The sequence below is a fragment of the Mesorhizobium sp. LNHC252B00 genome (assembly GCF_000502955.1).
Taxonomy (GTDB): Bacteria; Pseudomonadota; Alphaproteobacteria; order Rhizobiales; family Rhizobiaceae; genus Mesorhizobium.
The window spans coordinates 136,381-158,375 of the sequence record NZ_AYWO01000023.1 but is presented as its reverse complement, the minus strand read 5'-3'; the positions used below and the strand labels follow the sequence as shown (position 1 = coordinate 158,375).

Annotated in this window: 18 protein-coding genes and 3 pseudogenes; 12 read left to right on the top strand and 9 right to left on the bottom strand. The window is 60.5% G+C overall.

The features are described from left to right. Nucleotides 1–82 precede the first annotated feature (82 nt). Nucleotides 83–478, top strand: a complete 396-nt coding sequence (locus tag X744_RS0137880) for a hypothetical protein (protein ID WP_156938601.1) — start codon at nt 83–85, stop codon at nt 476–478. 62 nt (nt 479–540) lie between these two features. Here the strand turns inward: X744_RS0137880 and X744_RS146430 are convergent, their stop codons facing one another. After that, a complete protein-coding gene (locus X744_RS146430) occupies nt 541–1,050 on the bottom strand; it encodes a DUF892 family protein (RefSeq protein ID WP_023761545.1) in 510 nt (169 codons plus the stop codon). 1,481 nt (nt 1,051–2,531) lie between these two features. Next, nucleotides 2,532–3,929: a Do family serine endopeptidase gene (locus X744_RS146435; protein WP_023761544.1), complete on the bottom strand. Its 1,398-nt coding sequence runs from the start codon at nt 3,927–3,929 to the stop codon at nt 2,532–2,534. A 237-nt stretch (nt 3,930–4,166) separates the two neighbouring features. Here X744_RS146435 and X744_RS0137875 point away from each other — a divergent pair, with 237 nt between their 5' ends. Continuing rightward, nucleotides 4,167–4,451 (top strand): hypothetical protein, encoded by a 285-nt coding sequence (locus X744_RS0137875; protein WP_031260795.1) that lies wholly within the window; start codon nt 4,167–4,169, stop codon nt 4,449–4,451. A gap of 374 nt (nt 4,452–4,825) precedes the next feature. Here X744_RS0137875 and X744_RS146440 read toward each other — a convergent pair whose 3' ends face one another. The 3 genes from X744_RS146440 to X744_RS146450 are packed head-to-tail and all read right to left on the bottom strand — an operon-like array spanning nt 4,826 to nt 7,775. After that, nucleotides 4,826–5,971 (bottom strand): ATP-binding protein, encoded by a 1,146-nt coding sequence (locus tag X744_RS146440; protein ID WP_023761543.1) that lies wholly within the window; start codon nt 5,969–5,971, stop codon nt 4,826–4,828. Nucleotides 5,972–5,974: 3 nt separating this feature from the next. Continuing rightward, nucleotides 5,975–7,468: a circadian clock protein KaiC gene (gene kaiC / locus X744_RS146445; RefSeq protein WP_023761542.1), complete on the bottom strand. Its 1,494-nt coding sequence runs from the start codon at nt 7,466–7,468 to the stop codon at nt 5,975–5,977. Continuing rightward, complete coding sequence (locus X744_RS146450; protein ID WP_050589579.1) at nt 7,455–7,775, bottom strand: circadian clock KaiB family protein; 321 nt, start codon at nt 7,773–7,775, stop codon at nt 7,455–7,457. Before X744_RS146450 ends, kaiC begins: the two co-directional genes overlap by 14 nt. 263 nt (nt 7,776–8,038) lie before the next feature. Between X744_RS146450 and X744_RS146455 the strand changes: the two genes are divergently transcribed. Both X744_RS146455 and X744_RS146465 read left to right on the top strand, forming a co-directional pair. Then, nucleotides 8,039–8,818 carry a Crp/Fnr family transcriptional regulator gene (locus X744_RS146455; protein WP_031260790.1) on the top strand — a complete coding sequence of 260 codons (780 nt, stop codon included), beginning with the start codon at nt 8,039–8,041 and terminating at the stop codon, nt 8,816–8,818. A 775-nt stretch (nt 8,819–9,593) separates the two neighbouring features. After that, the gene (locus tag X744_RS146465) at nt 9,594–10,466 is read left to right on the top strand and encodes an SDR family oxidoreductase (RefSeq protein WP_023761538.1); all 873 of its coding nucleotides are present in this window, start codon (nt 9,594–9,596) and stop codon (nt 10,464–10,466) included. 596 nt (nt 10,467–11,062) lie between these two features. On the opposite strand, the gene X744_RS146470 is transcribed toward X744_RS146465, so the two are convergent. After that, nucleotides 11,063–11,347 (bottom strand): DUF982 domain-containing protein, encoded by a 285-nt coding sequence (locus X744_RS146470; protein WP_023761537.1) that lies wholly within the window; start codon nt 11,345–11,347, stop codon nt 11,063–11,065. Nucleotides 11,348–11,367: 20 nt separating this feature from the next. Then, entirely contained in the window at nt 11,368–11,673 is a 306-nt protein-coding gene (locus X744_RS146475; RefSeq protein ID WP_023761536.1) for a DUF982 domain-containing protein, read from the bottom strand. Between the two features lie 110 nt (nt 11,674–11,783). On the opposite strand from X744_RS146475, the pseudogene gfa reads away from it, so the two are divergent. From gfa to ligD, 4 genes and pseudogenes are all read left to right on the top strand, one after another. Next, a pseudogene (gfa, locus tag X744_RS01000000170135) lies at nt 11,784–12,337 on the top strand (S-(hydroxymethyl)glutathione synthase). Between the two features lie 615 nt (nt 12,338–12,952). Further along, nucleotides 12,953–13,135 carry a hypothetical protein gene (locus X744_RS1000000173975; RefSeq protein ID WP_156938600.1) on the top strand — a complete coding sequence of 61 codons (183 nt, stop codon included), beginning with the start codon at nt 12,953–12,955 and terminating at the stop codon, nt 13,133–13,135. Nucleotides 13,136–13,401: 266 nt separating this feature from the next. Then, nucleotides 13,402–14,853 (top strand): PAS domain S-box protein, encoded by a 1,452-nt coding sequence (locus X744_RS146480; RefSeq protein WP_023761533.1) that lies wholly within the window; start codon nt 13,402–13,404, stop codon nt 14,851–14,853. Between the two features lie 180 nt (nt 14,854–15,033). Further along, nucleotides 15,034–16,755, top strand: a complete 1,722-nt coding sequence (ligD, locus tag X744_RS146485; RefSeq protein ID WP_245266809.1) for a DNA ligase D — start codon at nt 15,034–15,036, stop codon at nt 16,753–16,755. Between the two features lie 362 nt (nt 16,756–17,117). On the opposite strand, the pseudogene X744_RS1000000175405 reads toward ligD, so the two are convergent. Beyond that, nucleotides 17,118–17,234 (bottom strand): annotated as a pseudogene (locus tag X744_RS1000000175405) (DNA ligase); the annotation flags it as partial. Nucleotides 17,235–17,283: 49 nt separating this feature from the next. Next, nucleotides 17,284–17,667: pseudogene (locus X744_RS146490) on the bottom strand (EamA family transporter); the annotation flags it as partial. Between the two features lie 28 nt (nt 17,668–17,695). Between X744_RS146490 and X744_RS146495 the strand changes: the two are divergent. From X744_RS146495 to X744_RS146510, 4 genes are all read left to right on the top strand, one after another. Further along, on the top strand, nt 17,696–18,226 hold the full coding sequence (locus X744_RS146495) for an LmbE family protein (RefSeq protein WP_023761530.1): 531 nt from the start codon (nt 17,696–17,698) through the stop codon (nt 18,224–18,226). A gap of 272 nt (nt 18,227–18,498) precedes the next feature. Then, nucleotides 18,499–19,830, top strand: coding sequence for an ABC transporter substrate-binding protein (locus tag X744_RS146500; RefSeq protein WP_023761529.1), 1,332 nt, complete (start codon nt 18,499–18,501; stop codon nt 19,828–19,830). 203 nt (nt 19,831–20,033) lie between these two features. After that, nucleotides 20,034–21,002 carry a sugar ABC transporter permease gene (locus X744_RS146505; protein ID WP_023761528.1) on the top strand — a complete coding sequence of 323 codons (969 nt, stop codon included), beginning with the start codon at nt 20,034–20,036 and terminating at the stop codon, nt 21,000–21,002. Beyond that, the gene (locus tag X744_RS146510) at nt 20,999–21,949 is read left to right on the top strand and encodes a carbohydrate ABC transporter permease (RefSeq protein WP_023761527.1); all 951 of its coding nucleotides are present in this window, start codon (nt 20,999–21,001) and stop codon (nt 21,947–21,949) included. The genes X744_RS146505 and X744_RS146510 overlap by 4 nt, the downstream gene beginning before the upstream one ends. The last annotated feature ends 46 nt before the right edge of the window (nt 21,950–21,995 follow it).

The window sequence follows — 21,995 nt, the reverse complement described above, 5'->3', positions numbered from 1 at the left end:
TGGCTGGGGACGATGAGGATCCGCAGCAGAGCTTGGCAGCTTTTCTCAGCAAGATCGCCGAAGCAAGTTGACGGGAGGTCTGGTGTATGCCGCGCACGCATGCATGGGCGTTCCGGTCAAAGCGCCTCTCCGCGACATCTGCCAAGCTGCTTCGCGATCGGCAACCCCTTTTCGTCACCACTTATTTGCGGTCACCGCCCTCGGGCAGGCCGAAGCAGACGACGTTCACGATGGCGAGCCGAAGCTAACGGAGATCGGGCGCAATCCTCGATGGGCTGTCGCCGCGATCTTGGATCCCGGCTCGGTCAAGCGGGAAAACTCTGATTTGCTCGCTTCCCGCAACAGCCGCAAGATTACAGCCGGCGCGGGCGGATCCCGCGACCGTCTTGGTTTTCCATCGCAGCAGCAGAACCGGCAGCCACCTTCAGCTTCGGACTGCACGCTTCTTGCCCGAACCTGTTTTCAAGCGAGCATCTAAGCCGGGGGACCGTGGGATGGCCGGGCTACGGAGGCCAAGTGGCAAGCAAGCGTCGACGATGGTCAGCGCTTAGCGCTCTCGCTTTCCGTATCGGCTCGCGCAAGGAACCGCTCGGCCGTAGACGGGAGATGGTCTTTCAACCAGTCGGCCATGGCGATTTCTTCTCGCAGGTTCTGCTCGCATACGCGCGCGACCTCTGTCTCACCCAGGGATCGAGCAGCGGCGACGAGAATTGTGTAGGAGGCGATCTCCATGTGCTCGAACGTGTAGCTCGCAAGCGATCCTTTCATGACCTCGTCGCCAGCGAAGATGCCGCTCATTGATTGCGCCATCGCTGTCAGCTTTCCACCGGCATCCTTCAGCCGGGAGGGCCCTTGCCCGATGCGGTCGAGGCAGGTCTTGAGCCGGGCGGCCTGCTGCACCGTCTCCTCGAGATGTTGCCGAATTCGGCTGCTGAGCTCAGAATAATTTTCTATACGGCTCAATTGCCCATTGAGCATGGTCTCAGCCTGCTCCTCCATGGCATGAGCATCCCTGAGCCACTGGACAAACCATTCGCGCGATTCTGACATTTCGTTACTCCTTCATGAGCCGTCCAAACTTGCAAAAGGACATATTGTTCCAGAACGGCCGGAGCGTAGAAAGGCATCTGAGCAGCCCGCCATGATCGGCAAATAGTGGTGGATCCCAGCCCTCGTCAGGCCGTTTCCCCTCGGCTCGCAGGCGACACGCCTTGCGACCGTCGTAACCCTGCGCTTCTCCTTTCGCGAACTTCGGCCATCCAGTCTTTCGAAGGCTGTGGCGGAACTCGCCCGACGCCGATTAGCGCCGACCTATCGCCGCCCGTCGCGAGGCCTTCCGGCCGGTTCACAGTGAGTATGTTGCGGAGTGGCTGGCCATCGCAAGCGAGTCATGCGCCTGCAACAAGAGGCTGCATTGGCAAGCAGAATTTGGGGCCGGCAATAAATTTCGGCTGGAACAATCATCGTTCATTCGCCGCCCGGACGTACTCGTCGCTCACCCGTCCGGTCGTGTCGTCCGCTGCTCGAACTTTGGCGCAGGCGGACTGCTGTTGAAAGACGAAAAATGGAGGAAGCTATGAAACGAACCCTTGTAATCGCCGCCGCACTGATGGGCTTNGTGCTCCCGCAATTGCTGCGACTCACTATTGGGTCGCCAAGGACACGAGCACGAAGACATGCACGGTGGTCTCTTCGAAGCCCGACGGAGTAAAGATGACGGCCATCGGCAAGAAAATGTACTCGAGCTATTCGAGTGCAGACAAGGCTCTGAGGGTTTTGGCCGCCTGCAAGAGCTGACAAGCATGCTGTTAGCCCGCCCGGAGCATGCCCGGGCGGGCTTTCTAAAGTTGCCAGCCGACTGCCGTCTCGAGCAGCAGTCGAGCCCGTCATGAAATCGCGCCAGCTCGGAGCTTTCGGAGGACATCGATCTCACCATGAAATCCGGACGATCGCGCCCGAGCTGGTGGGCGACGCCGCGGCTGCCCGCGGCAAGGCGTCGTTCCCGACTGCCAGGCCACCAGTTCGGGGTCAGAACGGTTCAGAACGCACGCTAAGGCCGAATGAATTAGAAACATCACGCCGCCCGTGGATTGCTGCTGGCAAGCGAAGCGTCCCGAAGCCTTCGCGCATTGTTCAGTATCCCAGCTGTGGATGTCTGTGAGGCTGATGTGCCCCCACCTGAGCGGCGAGGCGCGTTTGAGCAGGTCACCCGAGATCGTCCTGCGCGCCATACCCAGGTGTGTGGCTGCGCGGTCAAGACAATTAGACAGCGTTCTAGTGAACGATGGCGTCGACGACGGGGTTGTGACGGGGTTGAGACCGAAGCGCGGAACGCCTGCTTCTCGAATGAGCGTCGCGGATTTCGCCGCGCTCATGGAAGAAGACCGCGCTTGTGGTGTGGTCGCCTTCCCGAGAGCGGAAAGCAGAACCCTTTCCTCCCCGGTTCGCCCTGTCGCGGTCGCAGCTCTTGCCGCATTTCGTGCGTCGCTTTGCTGAACGCCGTAGAAATTTCGGTTCTGAGACAGGCTACGTCAGGATGCGGCCACGGCAACGAAGAGCGATTGTCCCTGCCTATTTATGCGCAACAGAATGGGCCTGTTCTGCCGCCGGGATTTTGCCCACTCCTCCTGGATGTCCGACGGCTGTGCCACATCCCGGTTGTTGGCCGAGACGATCACGTCTCCGGGCCGAAGGCCATTCTCGGCTGCGAGGCTGTTCGGTGCCACGTCCTGGATAAATACGCCGGTGGTTCCCGGCTGGAGGCCGAGTTGCGGGCGCACTTCGTCCGGAATGGGGCTAAGTGACAGGCCAAGACGTTGGTCAGCCGCATCCGGAGCAGGAACAGCGCCAGTCTGTCCCTCCTCGTCCTTGCGTTGACCGACTGTCAGTGTCAACTCCTGCTGGCTGCCATCTCGATTCCTGGTCACAGTCGCTTTCGACCCCGGCTTTTGGCTCGCCGCCGCCAGCGTGAGGTCACGGACGCCTTGGATGTCCTTGCCGTTAAAACGGGTGATGACGTCACCTGCCTGTATACCTGCCTTCTCTGCCGGGCTGCCGGGCTCGACCGAGGCCACCAGCGCTCCCTTGCTCCCCGGTATCCCGAGCGCCGCGGCAATCGACGGCGTGACCTCCTGGAGACGAACGCCGATGAACCCGCGCTCGATGTGGCCCGTGCGGATCAACTGATCGGCGACGCTCTGGGCAGTTCGGGACGGCACCGCGAAGCCAATACCAATGCTGCCACCCGATGGCGAGACAATCGCCGTGTTGACCCCGATCACTTCACCGCGCGCGTTAAACAGGGGGCCGCCTGAATTGCCACGGTTGATTGAGGCATCAGTCTGCAGGAAATCGTCGTAGGGACCGGCCTGGATATCGCGCGAACGGGCAGAAAGCACGCCAACGGTAACTGTCCCGCCGAGCCCAAACGGACTGCCGATCGCGATCGTCCAGGCGCCGGGCTGAACTGCGTCCGAGTCGCCCCAGGCGGTTGTGGCCATGTTGGGCCGCGGATCGACCTTCAGCACCGCAATGTCGGTTCCCGGATCCCGGCCAACCAGTCGCGCGGGTGCAGTCTCCTTATCCGAGAATACCACATGGATCTCGGTAGCATCGGCGACGACATGGTTGTTGGTGACGATGTAGCCCTCAGGATTGATGACGAAGCCGGAGCCAAGAGCTTCTCGGACCTGCGGCTGGGCGGGCCCCGGGCGACCATTGAAAGGGTCGAGAAAATCGTTGAGCGTCGTTTGATCCTGGATGATCTGCCTTGTCGTGATCGCGACAACCGCCGCTAACTTCTGGCGCACAATCGCGGTGAAGTCGTTCGGGATCTCCTGTGCTGTGAGCGGAGCAATGCCCCCGGGACAGAACAGCAGAACTCCCGCCACCACACCGGCGCATAGTCCCTTCCTCGAATTCACGAACATGATCAGTTCTCCTGCCCAGCCGGCCGGCCGTCGCCGTCGGCTCAGGAGACAGAAACTGAGATTCATGCAGATGGTTTCACCGATCTCAAAATATAGGGGCGAACGGATGAAAATCGTGAACGTGTGACCTCGGTGCCCCATTGAAATTTGATCGGCAACGTCCGAGATTTTGCTGGTGGAACTGGCAAGAGCCACCAACGACGTCAACAGAGGAGATTATCCGAAGGAGGACCATCGATGGAAGGAGCCATTTCGACGAGTTTTCCGATCGGGCCCGAGGCCCCTGATCTTTTCCTTGACGACCGGTTACTCCATCCGGCACGGCATTTCGGGCACCCGCAGGAGGTGTTGGCCGACACGACGCTGGACGTCCACGAAAAGCGCGCCGTTCTTTCGTCATGGGCGTCGGATGCCTGGGCGGTGGAATCCGTGCCGGCACTGCGCATGCCTCCGGGAGCTACCGAACCGGTCAGCTTCGACGCCATAATGGACGCGTTGCGCCAATTGGATCGATCGGAGTAGCTTCCCAGCAATGTCGGACGCGGTCGCGTGCAGCACCGTGGTGGCCGGTCTCACAGCATCCGTCGATGGACTTTGAGCGAAGACGCCGCCTCCCTCCCGCATCCGAGGCACCTGACTCGCTGGTGAGCTCGCCAGCGCAAGGGTGCCAGCGCATTCTCTCCGCTTCCACTCGTCCTGGCGCGTTCCATACGTCCAGCGGCAAGTGGGCGTATGTGATCGTGGGTGCCGTCGTGGCGGCCCTGGCTGCCGGAAGCCTCTGGTTCTTCGGCAACCGTCCGTTCTCAAGGGCCTGACGAAGATTTTTGCGGGCCTGGAATCGGGCCCGCTTTTCTCCAACTCATCGTGGCTGCCGTTTGGCGGCCCCCATTCGGCGGCTATTCATCCATACGCTTGCGCCGGATCTTGCCCGACGATCGCGGTTCGTCGTTCGTTGCTCGCGGCGGGCGCGGAAGAAACAGATGTACGCTCGTTCCCGCCCCTACAACGCTCTCGATCCGTATATGCCCGCCGGACTGCTTGATGAAGCCGTAGACCTGGCTGAGGCCAAGCCCGGTTCCCCGCCCGTCGCCCTTTGTCGTGAAGAACGGCTCGAACACCTGGGAAAGGACCTCCTTGCTCATCCCGCAACCCGTATCGCTTACGGTGACACGAACAAAACGGGCAGCCGCAGCCGGCACGTCTTCGATGTCGGCGGGAGAATTGCTGGTCTCGATCGACAGCGTTCCCTTGCCATCCATTGCGTCCTTGGCATTGACAGCCAGGTTGAGAATGGCGACGTCGAGTTGATTGGCGTCGACGAGGACAGCATCAAGTGCCGGATCGAGGTCACATCTGACCTGCGTGCCGCTCCCCAGAGTCCGCTCCAGCAGCATGCTAAGCGCCTCGATTCGAGCATTCAGATCGATGGTCTCGGGATAAAGCGATTGTCCGCGGGAGAAGGCGAGCAATTGCTGCGTAAGCGCACCGCCATTTCGTGTCCGGCTGATCAGCTCTTCTATCAGCATGGCTGAATTCGGGTTGGGCGCTTCCCCTCCCAACTGCTTCTGGAGGAGCCGCAGCCCCGACTCGAACACAGCCAGCAGATTATTAATGTCGTGAACGATTCCAGCGGCGAGGCGGCCGATCGCTTCGAGCTTTTGCGACTGGCGTCGACGCTCCTCCTGAGCTCGCTGCGCCGAGACGTCGCGCAAGCTGGCAAGCAGCGCCGGCTTTCCGTCCCAGCTGACCTCGACGGTCCTGATTTCCACGTCGGCTGGTGACCGACGGCGGCGGTGGACAGTGATTTCGGTGGTTTCACCGGATATGACCGGTCGGCCGAGTGGAATGTGAACGAGATCGGCAGCCGGATAGCCGAAGATCATGGCCGCCGCCGGATTGGCATAGAGCACGGTTCCCGACAGATCGACGACGAGAATCCCATCGGCCAATGTCTCGATCAGGCGTCGAAAGTTGAGTTGGCTGATGCCCGTCAAGAATGCGTTGGCAGACGGGTCCAGAATTTCGGCTGCGCTGCGCGTCACTGCCTACTCCTCACGCCGAGACGCCGCGGATTCTCCGAATATGTCGGGCGCGCCATTGAAGGGCTGACCGAGATGCATGCCGGCGCCGTCGACCGTGAAGCGCCTGATCTGCTTGTCGTGCTCACTGCCGCGCATTTTCAGCACCATGATCCCGCGGTGCATGAAATTGCCCTCCTGGATGTAACGCAACAGGATGATGGCGTCGGTAAACGTCGAGATATGCTGTTCGCTGGCACTCTGGCCGCCGACGAGCGACTTGTCGGTCGCCGTACAAAGGCCAGCGATCTCATGTTCCTTGATAAAGGATGTGAGGCTGATCAGGAATTCCCGAAAGCCGGAGTCTGGCGCGATCCTTTCCAGGGCCGACAGGCTGTCGATCGCGATCCGGTCAGGTTTGAACTCCTGCACGAGCTCGCGGATCATCAAAAGGTGGTCTGGCAAGTTCTGCGCTTCCGGGTAGATGCAAATGACCTTGAGCCGGCCATCCGCCTCCATTGCCTCGAAGTCGACGCCCCAGCCACGAGCATTGCGGAACAATTGACCGCGGCTCTCTTCGTAGCCGACCAGCAAGGCACGTTCGCCAGACACTACGCCGCCGGCGAGAAAATTGGTGACCAGCAGCGTCTTTCCGGTACCCGTCGCACCACTGACAAGGGTGACGCTGTCGCGGAAAAATCCGCCGCTGCACATGCTGTCGAGTTCCGAAATGCCGCTGGTCACCCGTTTCGTGCTGGATTGCTGCTCCAGCCGTAGTGAGGACAATGGCACCGCCACTATGCCTTGCTTCTCAACAAGCGTGATCGGCACCTCGCCTTCGACATGGCGGCTGCCTCGCATCTTCAGGACTTCGATGGTGCGCCTGCGCCGCTCGCGATAGAGCGCGTTGCGCAGGATGACCACATTGTCGGCGACAAATTCCTCGATCCTGTGGCGGGATATCTCGCCATACTCGCTGTTGCGTTCGGCGGTCATCAGCACCGTCAAGCCTTGCTTCTTGAGGGCTGTCGCGATGCGCAGGAGCTCCCGACGCACCGACGTCTGCTCCGCCACGAAGCGGTCGAAGAGCTGGGTGACGGAATCCAGCACGATACGTTTTGCCGCGGAATTTCGCGCAGCGTGCAAGACACGCGTCAGCAAACCGGCTAGATCGAAATTGCCGATAATCATCTGGTCGTGGTCACGCGGACTGGCGTCGACGAAGACCAGCTTGTTCGCCTCCCGCCAACGGCGTATGGTCCAGCCAAAGCTGGCCATGTTGACCTCGATCTCGGCCGGCGATTCCTCGAAGGTGACGAAGACGCCGGGCTCGCCCAGAACGGTGATGCCGTGGGCCAGAAACTGCGTCGCAAACACAGTCTTGCCACTGCCGGGCGTGCCCCCGACGATGGTGGTGCGCCCGCGCGGCAGGCCGCCCATCACAAGATCGTCGAAAGCCTCGATACCGGTCCTGACGCGTTCGAGTACAGGGTCGATCAGGATCTCTTCAGCTGTGGTCATAGCCACTGTCCTTCCCGCGAAAACCGAAATAGTCGAGAACCTGAGCGGTGTTGCTGATGTCGCCGATCAGCCGCCGTGGAGGGGTGGCTCTCTCGTCCGAGAGCGTCGGCGTCGCTAGAATGCCGGCGCTTTCCGCCGCTTCGGGATGCGCGAGGATATCGACGATATGGATTTCGATTCCGCCGGCCCATTCCTTCATTATCCTCAGACGACTTTCCAGCGCCCGTCTGGCGCTCGGCGTGTCTCCTGCGATGTAGAGGCGGAGCAACGCGTTGGCCCCTGGATCGGACCGATGGCTAGAGCTCATGTTTCACGCCTTGCTGCACGAACATTGCAGTTTCGGCGTGCTTGAGGCGCCACGCCGCAGATCCAGTCGCCGGCATTTTTCTTCCCTTGGCAGCCCGAGGTCTGCCTAGGGAGCCGATGCACCACGGCTCGCGCTCGGTGAGGCCTGGATCAGCGCCCCTGTGACATTTTGTAAATGGCTGCGCACGCTCCGTCTGCGCACTAGTGAACATTTCTCCTCGCTAGCCGTTGTAGATGTCCCATTCTTTGGAAGAGAGGAGCGCGATGGCGAACGCCTATAAAAAATCGGAACCGATTGGAAACAACCTGCTTCGGGCGCTAAGAAGCGATGACTGGGAGATCCTGCAGCCGAGCCTCGAACAATGGTCAGCGCCTGCCGGTACATTGCTGCACGAACCAGGCGACGCTGTCCGCTACGCTTACTTTCCCCGCGGGTCTGCGATGATCTCCTACCTCGTCGCGCTGAGTGACGGACGAGCGATAGAGACTGCACTTATCGGACGTGAAGGAGCGGTCGGTGGGATCGTGAGCCAAGGTAGGCTCCCGGCCTATACACGTGCCGAGGTTCAAGTCGGGGGGTCCTTCTTCAGGATCGACCTGCACCATCTGGAAGAAGCAAAATCGCGTTCTTTGTCATTGCGTCACCTGTTCGCCCGCTACGCCGATTGTCTGATGGCGCAGCTGTTTCAGTCCGTTGCATGCAGCGCCGCGCATTCCATCGAACAGCGCACTGCGAGATGGCTGCTGGCCGCGACAGAGCGCACAGGGGCCGGAAATCTGACGCTGACCCAGGAACAGCTTGCTGCAATGCTCGGGGTCGGCCGCTCCTACATGAGCCGAGTCATCCGCGACCTGAGGCAGCGCGACTGCATTGAGACAGGGCGTGGCCGGCTGGCGGTGCGCAATCCGGCCGGGCTGCGCTCGCTTGCATGCGAGTGCAATGCGGCGGTTAGCCGCCATTTCAACGACGTGTTGGAGGGCGTTTACCCGGCTGAAAAGAGCGTCGCAGGTTCACGGGGCGTGCCGCTGGGGAAAGCGCAATGACTGCGTTGAGGACCGTCTTGCAGGGATCGCAATTTGCCTTGGGAAGCACCCAATCCTGTGACTTTGCTTATGCCACGCGTTGGTTGACGAGGATCCTGCCTTTAGTTTCGGTCCGATCAGCGTCTTCCAGCGTCTCATCTGCGCTTCGATCCGAGAGCGCTGATTGTAGCCGCTTGATTTCTGCCTGCCCGTCTGAGCCTTGGGTTGGGATCACGTCGATTTCACAGTTGACGCTCGTCTAAGCGCTCTTCGGTAGCGGGATCATAACCTCTGCCTGGCCGCCAAACCACATTTCGACAAGATCGCTGACGGACGCTCCGGTCATAGGCACATGTCGGCCTGGGCGACTGGCGCGTCGATCTGGGCCAGAAGGGTCCGCAAGCGCTGCGGATCGCCGATGCTTTCCAGCGCCAGATCGGCACAGAGACTCTCGCCCTGAGATCCCTGCGACAACGTCGATTGGCAAGGATCCTCCCTGTGCCGGCTGTGCCAAAAGTCTCGGACCATTCGGCTTGGCGACATTGAACCCGTCCCATGAATTCTGAACGCAGAACGCACGGCGAGTGGAACACTCCGCTTTCAAACCGGTTAGGAGAGATCATTGACGTGTGTGGGTCGCTGCGGTCGCCATGTGCGACTGCCGGAGGAAATCGGTCGATGGCCACGAAGAATGAGAACCCTGCAAGGCGCGGTTCGCCCGAGCACAAAGGCGGCGCTCAGGCCCTCTCACGGACTCCCAGCATTGAAACCCAAACTAGAGCCAAAGGAGCTGAGCATGCAGAATAATCCCCGGCAGAAACATCCTCAGCCACCCATGCCTGAACAGCAGCAGGACATGCCCGGCTACACCGACGAGATGAATCCCCGCCCAGACCATGGCGAGCAGAGCTATCGCGGCAGCGGCAAACTGACGGACCGCGTTGCGCTGGTCACTGGCGCGGACTCGGGCATCGGACGTGCAGTCTCAATCGCCTTCGCCCGCGAGGGCGCGGATGTGATCATCTCCTATCTTGAGGAGGACGAAGACGCGAAGGAAACGGCCCGATGGGTCGAGGATGCCGGCCGCAAGTCTGTGATCGCGCGCGGCGACATCAGCGACGAACGTTTTGCACGCTCGCTCGTCAAGCGTGCCATGGATGAATGCGGCCGGCTGGACATCCTGGTCAACAACGCCGCGCATCAGGCGACATTCGAAAGGCTGGAGGATATTACGGCCGAGGAGTGGGATCTCACCTTCAGGACGAACATCTATCCGATGTTCTACCTCTCACAGGAGGCCGTGAAGGTGATGAGACCCGGCTCCGCTATTATCAACACGTCATCCATCAACGCCACCAGCCCCTCACCTATGTTGCTCGCCTACGCCACCACCAAGGGGGCGATAGCGAATTTTACCGCCGGGCTGGCTGGACTGGTCGCGGAGCGCGGCATCCGGGTCAATGCCGTCGCGCCGGGGCCGATCTGGACGCCCTTGATCCCTTCGACGATGCCGGCCGAAAAGGTAAAGGAGTTCGGCAAGAATACACCGCTTAAGCGCCCTGGCCAGCCGGCCGAGCTCGCGGCCACCTATGTGCTTCTGGCCTCGGACGGTGCCAGCTATACGACCGGCGCCCTTTACGAGGTCACTGGCGGAAGGCCGATGCTTTAATGAATTGTCTTGGGGTGAGAAGGCAAGGTCGCGTGTCGGGCCAACGCTCTGGTCGGGCGCGCGCAGCGGTTGTGACGAATCTCGCTTACGTTGCTTTGCCGGCTTAAAGGTCATTCCGCCGCTCGGCCGATCAACGCGACAAGGAGCCCCAATGACGCTGCCAGCGATAAGATCGGTACGACCTCCTTGCTGCGCTCATGGACTACGGGTTTGTTCCGGCGTCGCCTCTGCGCGGGGCAGGGAGCTGGCGCTGCCGCTGCGATCGGTAGCCGAAAGACAATATTTCTGAAGCGGGCATCGATCTTGTGCTAGCCGAGGAGGATACGGCGCTCGAAGCGGTCATAGGAGCGCTCCGAAAATTGGAAACGAAGCCGAAAGTGTTTTCAACGAAGCCGAAAGTGTTTTCATTGGCATTTCCTGCATTGAGCAAGGAAGCGGCGCTCCTTAACCTTACCGGCTCCAAAATGGCTTCCGGCATTCTACGACGCCCGCTCATGACCGCCAGCAACCATGGCGGCGCATCAACGCGGGCGTTTTCGCACGGCGCAACTTTTTGGGCGGCGGCCCGATGGCCGCCGCCTCTGAAGTCACCCGGATCAAGCTTGCAGCAGCTGCTCGGTAGCAGTGACCGGCGTTATCATGCCGTCTTCGAGCAGGATGTCTTTCTTCCTGGCGAACTGCAGAACACTGCCACGCGCAGTCTCCGCGTCGATCTCGCCGGCCAATGCGGCCTTACAGGCGCGGATCGCCGCCCTTTGTTCAGGACTGTTCCCGCACCACTCTGTGACGAACTGGTAGGCATCCACGACCGAGTTCAGCTGCCTGGGCAAGCCAAGTCCGACCCAGACGCGAACGGGCTTTTCGAAGGGCTGAGAAAGCATGGTTTCCTCCCTCCGAGCAGTCAGGCGGCAACGCCGCCCGTCTCTCCCGACCGTCTTGCCGTAATCCAAGGCATCGTCGTTGCGACGTCCTCAAGGATCTTCACAGAGCGGGCAAAGCCGGCGAACGCATCGCGCGCGACTTTCAACGGTATGAGACCATCGAAGGCGCGGTGACAGGCGCGCTTTGCCGTCTCATAGACTATGCCGCGCTGATGCTTCGGCCATTCGTCGAGGAAGTCGAAAGCATCCTCAAGGCAAGCGATCTCTAGAATGAGATCTTCCGAAGCTCTCACGAACACGGGACTCTCAAATGTTCTCACGCTCATCGAAACCTCCAATTGTCTGAACGATTTCCGGTAGTTGAGGATGGTCACCCCAGCAACCGGCAGCGACCTGCGCAAAATATGTAAAGGCCGATTTTCGATGTCAAGGCCGCATGAAGCCAGTGGCGCATCCGACAAAGTCCTCGGTTCCTGCGTTTGCCGGCGGCACGCTGGTCTGCGCCTGCACCAGCAATCCGGTCAAGGTGAAGGTGAAGGGCCAGATCGCGCACGATCATGCCTGCGGCTGCACCAGATGCTGGAGCCGGAAGGCACGCTGTTCTCGGTCGTTGCCGTGGCAGGTACGGGCGACGTCACCGTCACCGAAAACGGCGACAAGCTCAAGGTGGTCGATCCCTCAGCGCTGATCCAGCGGCATGCCTGCACCGGCTGCGGTGTCCACATGCACGGACCGGTCGAGCGCGACCACGCGTTCAAGGGCCTGTCCTTCATCCACCCCGAGCGTTTCGTCGAGGATGGCTGGTCACCTCCGGGCTTCACCGCTTTCGTCTCGTCGATCATCGAATCGGGTGTCGATCCGAGCCGCATGGAGCGCATTCGTGCGCAGTTGAGGTCGATCGGGCTGGAACCCTATGACTGCCTCAATCCCGGCCTGATGGATTTCATCGCCACCTGGGCGGCCAAGAAGTCGGGCGCTCTGCCGGCATAATCCGCATTGCCGCGACCGGGCGGTTCTATCGGGACGGTCGCGCCTATTGCGACCACTGGCGAACGGTGCCGGAGATCGCGGCGACTAGCGCCGGAGACCTGCGCAATGTCATTGCGATCTTCGATTCCAGTTATCCGAACTCGATAAGGGTGCTCGCGCAGTTCGGAGTCCCAACCGCGCGCCCAACACGATGACTGCCGGCACGAGTGATCACGTCTTTGGGCTGTTCGCCATGTTCGGCAGCGGTTTGCACCGCAACTGGACAACCTCACATCTCGGAAGATGAGGACCGGCTCCTGTTGCCGTCTGCGTTTTCGACGCCGAAATTCTCCGCGCTGTATTTCCAGCTTTGGTCCTGTTTAGGGACGTACCGCAGGATCAGCGGCATGATCTGCGCATAACTCATTCACGACTTTAGCGGATGTGAGCAGATCGAAGCTGGCTTAGTGGATTGGATCATCCACAGGCAAGAGATGACCGGCGCGGCGAGGGACTGTTGAGGGGACACATGACAACCCGTCGCACCGGTCACGCGCTAGGATTTGAAAGTAGCGGGATATTGGTGATCACGCAATTAAGCCCGAAGGAGTAGGCCCAGCCGTAGGCTCGCCGGGGTTGGCGGTTGTTGGGGTGCTCGCGCGTCGGTTTGCGATCAACATGGCGATGCGCGCGCGGCTCAATTCGCTGCCTCGCGTGGACGGTGCGCAAGCCGCCGCGCCTTGTTTCCACATTTGCGGCGACGAGATCAGCCGTCTTCAGACAGATCGCCTGCGGATTTTGATCGTCTGCGACGTGTGATCTCCGCATTGGTTTGCCAATCAATTGCTGCACTTCGTGTGTCGGCTCGATCTAGGCCACTCTCCGGCGACACCCGATCCACTTACCAATGGGGCTACGACATCGATAAGTCCTCCTATTGGCATTTCCTTCAATCTCTCCCTGAGGTCATTCACGCTATAGTTAAAGGAGAGCTTATGGAACCATACCCTACCAGCGGCGTTCGGGGTCGCGGGACGCAAATATCCAAGATCACGGCGGCAGCATTCGGATTTCGAGCACTAACTATGGAATTGGAACCGGGAAGTCTGGCCTCAAAGGACGATAGCTGCCGGCCAGCTCTCGCAATCGGCGAGCTAGAACGGGCTCTGCTCCGCAAAGACAATCTGTTTCACCAAGTTCTCGAGGCGCTTCCCGTCGCCATCTACACAACGGATCGGTCTGGCAAGATCACCTTCTACAATCGCGCGGCGGCCGAACTTGCCGGGCGCGAGCCGCAGATTGGAGTAGACGAGTGGTGCGTGACGTTTCGCCTGTTCACTCCCGACGGCAATCCTCTACCGCATGAAGATTGTCCGATGGCCGTGGCGTTGAAGGAGAACCGCCCGATCCGCAATCAGGAGGCTATCGCACAGCGGCCCGACGGTACGCTGATTCCTTTCCTCCCCTTCCCGACACCCTTGCGGGACGAGACCGGTGAACTGATCGGGGCTGTCAATTTGCTCGTCGACCTCAGTGAGCGGCGGCAAGCGGAAGAAGTCCGCCAGCATCTATCGGCCATCGTCGAGTCCTCGTTCGATGCGATCGTAAGCAAGGACCTGAACGGGGTAATAAAAAGTTGGAATCACGGTGCTGAACGACTCTTTCGCTACCCAGCCTCCGAGGCGATAGGAAAGCCGATCACCATGCTTATTCCCGCCGACCGGCAAGACGAGGAGGTCTATCTCCTGGACCGTATTCGCAACGGCGAGCGGGTTGAGAGCTACGAGACGGTTCGTCGTCGCAAGGACGGAAGCCTCGTTCCCGTCTCCCTGACGATATCGCCGGTGCGCGATGGGGCAGGACGCATCGTCGGGGCGTCGAAGATCGCCCGCGATATTTCAGCTGCCAAAGAAAGCGAATACCGCATTCGCGCGTTGATGCGCGAAGTCAATCATCGAGTAAAAAACCAGTATGCTGTGATTCTGTCGATGATCCGGGAGACCAACAAGCGGTCCAGGAACCCGGACGCCTTCGAACGGGACGTTCGCGAGCGCATCATGGCACTTTCTGCCTCGCATGATCTCCTCGTCTCGGATGATTGGAGGGGCGCCAATGTCTTCGAATTGCTGCTGGCACAGTTAAAGCCCTTTGGCAGTGAAGAGCGCATCTCGATGTCCGGGCCATCCGTGGTTCTTGGTCCTAATGCGGTTCAGCATCTCGGCATTGCGTTCCACGAATTGGCAACGAACTCCGCAAAATATGGCGTGCTGGCAGGTGTGTCGGGACAAATAGTGGTGGCCTGGGGGATCGAAACGGCCGAAACAAAATTGTTCAGGCTGACCTGGAGCGAAACGGTCCACTCCAAAATTGAAAAGGTCGCGCACAGCGGCTTTGGAACAGTGGTGCTAACACGTGTGGCGCCGCAGGCAATGGGCGGGACTGGCTGGATTCAGCACCACCCCAACGGCCTGGTCTGGACGCTCGAGGCGCCAGCAGACCTTGTAGAAACCTTCCCTGCCAATAGCTCGGTCGCTTGACGGCCACGTGACGTGGCGGGCAGCCCAGCCCCGTTTACGCAGTTTCCGGACAAGCGGTCGGTGACCTATGTCTTGGAACCTATTCGCTTGCCGCACGCTTTTATTCGATGTCAGGAGCGTGCCGTGAGTTCCAAGGCCGGGGAGACTAGGCTCTCGTTCGTTGAGTTTCAGTCGCCGACGCTGGTCGCGAATGCACCCGAGGGCGGCGAATGGATCCATGAGATCAAGTACGACGGCTACCGCACCGAGCTGATCATTGAGAGCGGCAAAGCGCGAGCCTTCACGCGCCGGGGCTACGACTGGTCGCATCGATATCGACGAATTGTTCAAGCAGCTGCCGGCTTGCCGGTGAAGACCGCGATCATTGATGGGGAGGCTGTCGTTCTCGGTAACACTGGCCTGCCGGATTACCAAGCACTGGAAAGGGAGTTGGGCAATCCAGACTCGGCGAGGCTCGTCTTCTACGCATTCGACCTGCTGCACCTTAACGGGCGCGATCTTCGGCAACAGCCGCTAATGAGCCGCAAGGCAGCGCTGGAAAAGCTGCTGAAGGACACTGCCCCGACACTGACCTATGCCGAACATCTGGAGGTGAGTGGCAAAGAGGTGTTTCAACATGCCTGCCGGATGGGATTGGAGGGTATCGTATCCAAGCGCGTTGATGGCACCTACCGCTCGGGCGTCCAGACCAGTTGGCTCAAGGTCAAATGCGTCAAGAGCGATACCTTTCCCATCGTCGCTTTTGTCGAGAAACTCGGCGCTCGCCCGCGCCGCATTGCATCGCTCTACATCGGCCGCCGCGAGGGCGACCGACTGCTCTATGCGGGGAAAGCGAGAAGCGGGTACACCTTGAGCGCTGCGCAATCCGTTCGAGAGCGGCTTGACCCGCTGATCATCAGCAAGTCGCCTTTGTCAGAGCCCATTGTGAAACCCAAGGCGACCTGGGTGAGACCAGACATTCTGGCCGAGGTGCAATTCAGCGGCGTCACTGATCGCGGCGTGCTGCGCGAGGCCGTGTTCAAGGGTCTGCGCGAAGACCTCGTGCCGATCCCGGCCAAGCCTCCAGCCCGATCCAAGCGACGCGGGCCAATCCGGAAACATGGCGTTCCCAGCGAGAACATTCTGCAATTGCTGCCCGAAGCGGTCTCGCCTTCCAAGGAAGAGCTTGCGCGTTACTGGGAGAGGGTTGCGGATCAGGCACTCGCCCATCTCGGCCACAGACCGCTAAAGCTGGTCCGCCACGCACTCGGCGCAACCTTCTACCACAAGGGCGCGTTGCCAAAGATTCCGGCCGCCGTGCATCAGTTGCGGGTCCAGAAGCGTGAGGGTGGCGAAGGTGTGCGCGTGTGGGTGGACGACCTTGCCGGCTTACTGGGACTGGTCGAGATGGATGCTGTGGAACTGCATCCGTGGAACGCCACAGTTGATGACATTGAGCATGCTGACCGCATTGTTCTGGATCTCGACCCCGGTAAGGGGGTCGACTGGGATGAAGTCGTTGGGACCGCGCTGACGCTCCGCGACATCATGGAAGCGGAAGGTTTGGAGAGCTGGCCGAAGGTGACCGGTGGCAAGGGCATTCACCTGATGGCCCCGCTTGGGGCAAAGATCACGCACGACAAGGCCCGGCTCCTTGCCCGGTCTTTGGCCAATCGGCTCGCCGAAATGCATCCGGATCGTTACCTGCTTTCCGCCGCGCCGGCAGCCAGAAGGGGCCGCATCTTCATCGATTACCTTCGCAACGGGCGCGGCAACACTGCCGTTGGGGCCTTCTCGCCAAGAGCGCGGCCCGGCTTCCCGATCGCCCATCCGGCAACCTGGAGCCAGATTGAGCAACGGATCCGACCTGATGCCTTTACGATCGACCATCCGTTCAGGGCAGTTGCCAGAAAGGCGGCTTGACTCGCAGGGTTTGTGGAGACGCCGGACGGGAACTGGACAGCGGCCTTAGCGCCTTCGTCGGACGATTCTTCCTGTCCTTGATCAAGCAAAGCCAAGAGTGCCCCAAGGGCGCCAAGTAGTTCCGCCTCGATCTCCAATGACGGGTTTCTTAGGACGCGAACAGCGTTCGCAGCCGACATCTGCCCCGCTTTCCAACGCAGCACAGCGCAGCCCATCTGCCTGTTGTTCAGATCAGCCGGCCACAGATCGGGTCCGAAGTCCTTGCTCGCCATGTAGAACAAAATGGCGCTTCCCAAGGATGAAACGTAAACGCTGTCCGGCCGCTTCGACACCTTGCCTTCAAGGCCCAAACGATCAACCGCCGCGTAGAACTCGGCCCCGCCTCCCGAGATGTGTTGACTGTATTGAAGGACGCCATCACCCGGGCCGATCAATTCCAGCAAGCGCTCCCTCCTTTGCCACAGGGGTTCACGCCGCAAGTCCTTGCCGTTCAGATGCAGCAGGTCGAAGGCAACGAAGGTGATCTTGCCCGGCGACCACCGCCAGCCAGCGCCACGGGCCAACCTTCTCCCCGAGAACCGCCACGGAGAGAATGGTGACGCAGAGCGGCGCCAGGAAGATCAGCGCGTAGCACTCCGCCAGCGGAATGGTTGTGAAGGCATAGACGCTAAGCACGCCGGAAGCGATTCCCGCCCACGCACGCGCCTGCACCGCCCAGGGCCGCCTGGTGCGCCAGAAATCACCCCAGCGCTCGTCTGCTGGGCGCGTGAAAAAGAGGAAGAAACCGGCGAAGAGGGTTATGAAAAATCCGATCTCGAAGACCGTCAGCTGTCCGCCCAGGCTTTTGACAACGGCATCGCTGCCCGAATAGCTTGCATAGGCAATCAGGGCGAGCAGGATTCCGTTCGGCACGTTTTTCCATTTCCGGGGAGAGAGTGGTTTGAAAATACTGGCGCTCGGTGCGCATCCGGACGACATCGAGATCTTCATGTTCGGTACGATGGCCGCCTANCTGGTGGCCGATGCGGCGTTGATCGGTGCGCTGAAAATGCTGATCGGCGAGACCGGGCCGGATCTGGCGATCACGCATGCGCCCAACGACTATCACGCCGACCATCGCGCGCTTTCCGACGGCGTGCGCATCGCGGCGTCGTTCACGGTCCCGGTGCTGCATGCCGACACGATGGGCGGTACCGGTTTTTCGCCGACGCATTATGTCGACATTTCCGCGCATGCCGCTCTCAAGGTCAAGGCGATCCGGGCACATCGATCACAGGATCCGGAGCGCTTCGTCTATGCCACCCGAACGCAGAATCTCTTCCGTTCCGGTCAGTGCAACGGTGCGCAAGGTTCGTTGGCCGAGGCCTTCCGCTTCGAGCCGTTGTTCCCCTTCGCCGACATCCGCGAACTGCTGCCGCCGGCGCCACCGATCCGGTCGGTCATGGTGAGCACCAAGCGGGTCGACCGATAGGCGAGGCGCCGCTCCGTCCTGATCCGAATCGGCTGCAGGGCTTCGAACGCCCGACGAGCGAGCAGCACTTTTTCCAACGTTTTCAGACACCGCCCCCGGCATGTTGCGGCGCAGCAACGAATTCGCTTGCCTTGTTTAGTAAAAATTGCACCACTAAACAAATTACTAAACATCTGCCGCGCTGCCGCGCCGCCATGTTTGGGCCCCTGAGGAGAGGGGTTGAGGGCTTTTGAAACCGTCATCCGGACGCGTTTCGCAAATGGGAGGAAGGCATGAAATCGAGATTGAAACTGGCGTTGGGACTCACCTCGGCGATTACAGCGTCGACAGCCGTCTCGAACGTCGCGCACGCTGAAGACCTGACGCTGTGCTGGGCCGCCTGGGATCCGGCAAACGCGCTTGTCGAACTGTCCAAGGATTTTACCAAGGAAACCGGCATCGGCATGAAATTCGAATTCGTGCCGTGGACCAACTATGCCGACCGGTTCCTCAACGAGCTGAATTCGCATGGCAAGCTGTGCGACCTGATCATCGGCGACAGCCAGTGGATCGGCGGCGCCGCCGAGAACGGCCACTACGTCAAGCTGAACGACTTCTTCGACAAGGAGAAGATCAGCATGGACGACTTCGTGCCGGCAACCGTCGTCGGCTATTCGGAATGGCCCAAGAACACGCCGAACTACTGGGCGCTGCCGGCCATGGGCGACGTCGTCGGCTGGACCTATCGCAAGGACTGGTTCTCCAAGCCGGAACTGCAGAAGGAATTCAAGGAGAAGTATGGCTGGGATCTCGGCCCGCCGACCACCTTCGACCAGCTGAAGCAGGTCGCCGAATTCTTCCAGAAGCGTGAGATCGACGGCAAGACCGTCTACGGCGCCTCGATCTATACCGAGCGCGGCTCTGAAGGCATCACCATGGGCGCCATGGATGTACTCTACAGCCATGGCTTCCAATACGAGAACCCCAAGAAACCCTACGAGATGGAAGGCTTCGTCAACTCCGACAAGTCGGTGAAGGGGTTGGAGTTCTACAAGGCGCTCTATGATTGCTGCACGCCGCCAGGCGCCTCGAACAGCTACATGGGCGAAGGTGTCGATGCCTTCAAATCGGGCCAGGTGGCGATGCATATGAATTTCGCCTTCACATGGCCCGGCCTGCAGAAGGACGAGAATGTCGGCGGCGACAAGATCGGCTACTTCGTCAACCCGAAGGGTCCCGACGGCGAGCAGTTCGCCCAACTCGGTGGCCAGGGCATCTCGGTGGTGTCCTATTCCGACAAGCAGGAAGCGGCGCTGAAATACATCAAGTGGTTCGCCAACAAGGACGTGCAGGCCAAGTGGTGGTCGCTCGGCGGCTATTCCTGCCTCAACGCAGTGGTCAAGGATCCGGCCTTCCCGGCCAGCCAGCCCTACGCACAGACCTTCCTCGACTCGATGGCCATCGTGAAGGACTTCTGGGCGGAGCCCAGCTACGCACCGCTGCTGCAGGCCTCGCAAAAGCGCTTCCACGACTATGTCGTCGCCGGCCAGGGATCGGCCAAGGACGCACTCGACGGTCTCGTCAAAGACTGGACGCAGGTCTTCCAGGACGATGGCAAGATGTAATCGGCTCCTCCCGAGCTAGGCCCCTGGAGGCGGATGATTTTCAGGTCGAATCGACCAGAAATCATCCGCCTCCAGGGATAAAAAAAGAGAGACCATGATGTCGTCCGAAAACCGCTGCACACTTTTCAGCATCATGCTCTTGGTCCCGTGCCGCCCTTGGCACGGGACGCGGTTCAGATAAATTCCATGACAGAGACGACCAAGTGACCGAAGCAGGACTGACCATGCTCAATCGGACCGCGGAGAACGTTGCCCGGGCGACCCCGGAACCGTTGGCCCGCAAGGTCCGGGGCATCAGCGACAAGGGCCTCGCCTGGCTGTTCATCTCGCCGACGATCCTGTTGCTGCTCGCCATCAACATCTTCCCGCTGTTCTGGGCGATCTACCTGTCGTTTACCAACTACCGGGCCAACCGCCCGAACGAAGTGGTGAAGAACCTCGGCTTTGCCAACTACCAGCGCATCCTCGGCGACAAGGATATCTGGCTCGCCATGCAGACCACGGCGCATTTCGTGTTCTGGACAATCCTGTTGCAGACGCTGATCGGCTTCACGCTGGCCTGGCTGATCGACCGGAAATTCCGCGGCCATGCCTTCTGGACGACGCTGATCCTGGTGCCGATGATGCTGTCGCCGGCGGTGGTCGGCAATTTCTGGCGCTTCCTTTACGAGCCGCAGATCGGCTTGTTCGCCTATGCCATCTCGTTCGTCACGAGGATCCCGCCAACGGATATCCAGATGCTCTCCAACGTGTCGCTGGCGCCGTGGTCCATCATCATCGTCGACACCTGGATGTGGACGCCCTATGTGATGCTGATCTGCCTCGCGGGCTTACGCTCCATCCCCGAATACATCTATGAGGCGGCCGAGGTCGACCGCGCCTCAAACTGGCGGCAGTTCTGGTCGATCACGCTGCCGATGGCGCTGCCCTTCATCATGCTGGCGGTGCTGTTTCGCGGCATCGAGAACTTCAAGATGTTCGACATGGTCAACCTGTTGACCGGAGGCGGGCCGGGCTCAACCACCGAAGTCGCCTCGATCACTCTGAAGCGGCAGGCCTTCGAGAGCTGGCGTACGGGCTATTCCTCGGCTTTCGCCATCATCCTGTTCGTCGCGGTGTTCGGGCTGGCCAACATCTACGTCAAGGCGCTCAACAAGGTGAAGCAGAGATGAGCCTGACCACAGCCCACTCGGTCGTCGCACCCTCGGTCAACTCGAAGCGCATCGCCGGCGCGATCATCATTGCCTATGCTTTGATCTCAATCGTGCCGCTGCTGTGGATATTCGCCACCAGCTTCAAGACGCCGCCGGATTCGATCGCCTATCCGCCGAAGATCCTGTTCCAGCCTAGCCTAGAAGGCTACTGCAACCTGTTCACGACGCGGACCCGGCAGACGCCCGAATACATCAACTCGCTGGGTCCGGCGACCGGCTTCTGCGACGAGACCACGCGCAAGCGCAACATGGTCATCGCGGGCCCGTCCAACTTCCTGCCGCGCTTCGTCAATTCACTGATCATCGCCTTCGGCTCGACCTTCTGCGCCGTGTTCCTCGGCACGCTGTCGGCCTATGGCTTCTCGCGCTTCAAGGTGCCGCTCGCCGACGACCTTTTGTTCTTCATCCTGTCGACCCGCTTCATGCCACCGATCGCCGTCGCCATTCCGATCTACCTGATGTACCGCGAGCTTGGCCTGTCGGACACCGCTCTCGGCATGATCCTGCTCTACACGGCGGTCAACGTGTCGCTGGCTGTATGGCTGCTGAAAGGCTTCATCGACGAGATCCCGCGCGAATATGAGGAAGCGGCGATGATCGACGGCTATACGCGGCTGCAGGCGTTCTGGCGCACCGTGCTGCCGCAGGCGACGACCGGCATCGCCGCGACCGCCATCTTCTGCCTGATCTTCGCCTGGAACGAATATGCCTTCGCAGCGCTCCTGACCTCCGGCACGGCGCAGACCGCGCCGCCCTTCATCCCGACCATCATCGGCGAAGGCGGCCAGGACTGGCCTGCCGTGGCGGCCGGCACGACGATCTTCCTGGTGCCGATCCTGGTCTTCACAATCCTGCTTCGCAAACAATTGCTGCGCGGCATCACTTTCGGCGCGGTGCGCAAATGATTGATGTGGGAATAAGAGACCGCCGGTGTCACCGTTTCCCTTCTCC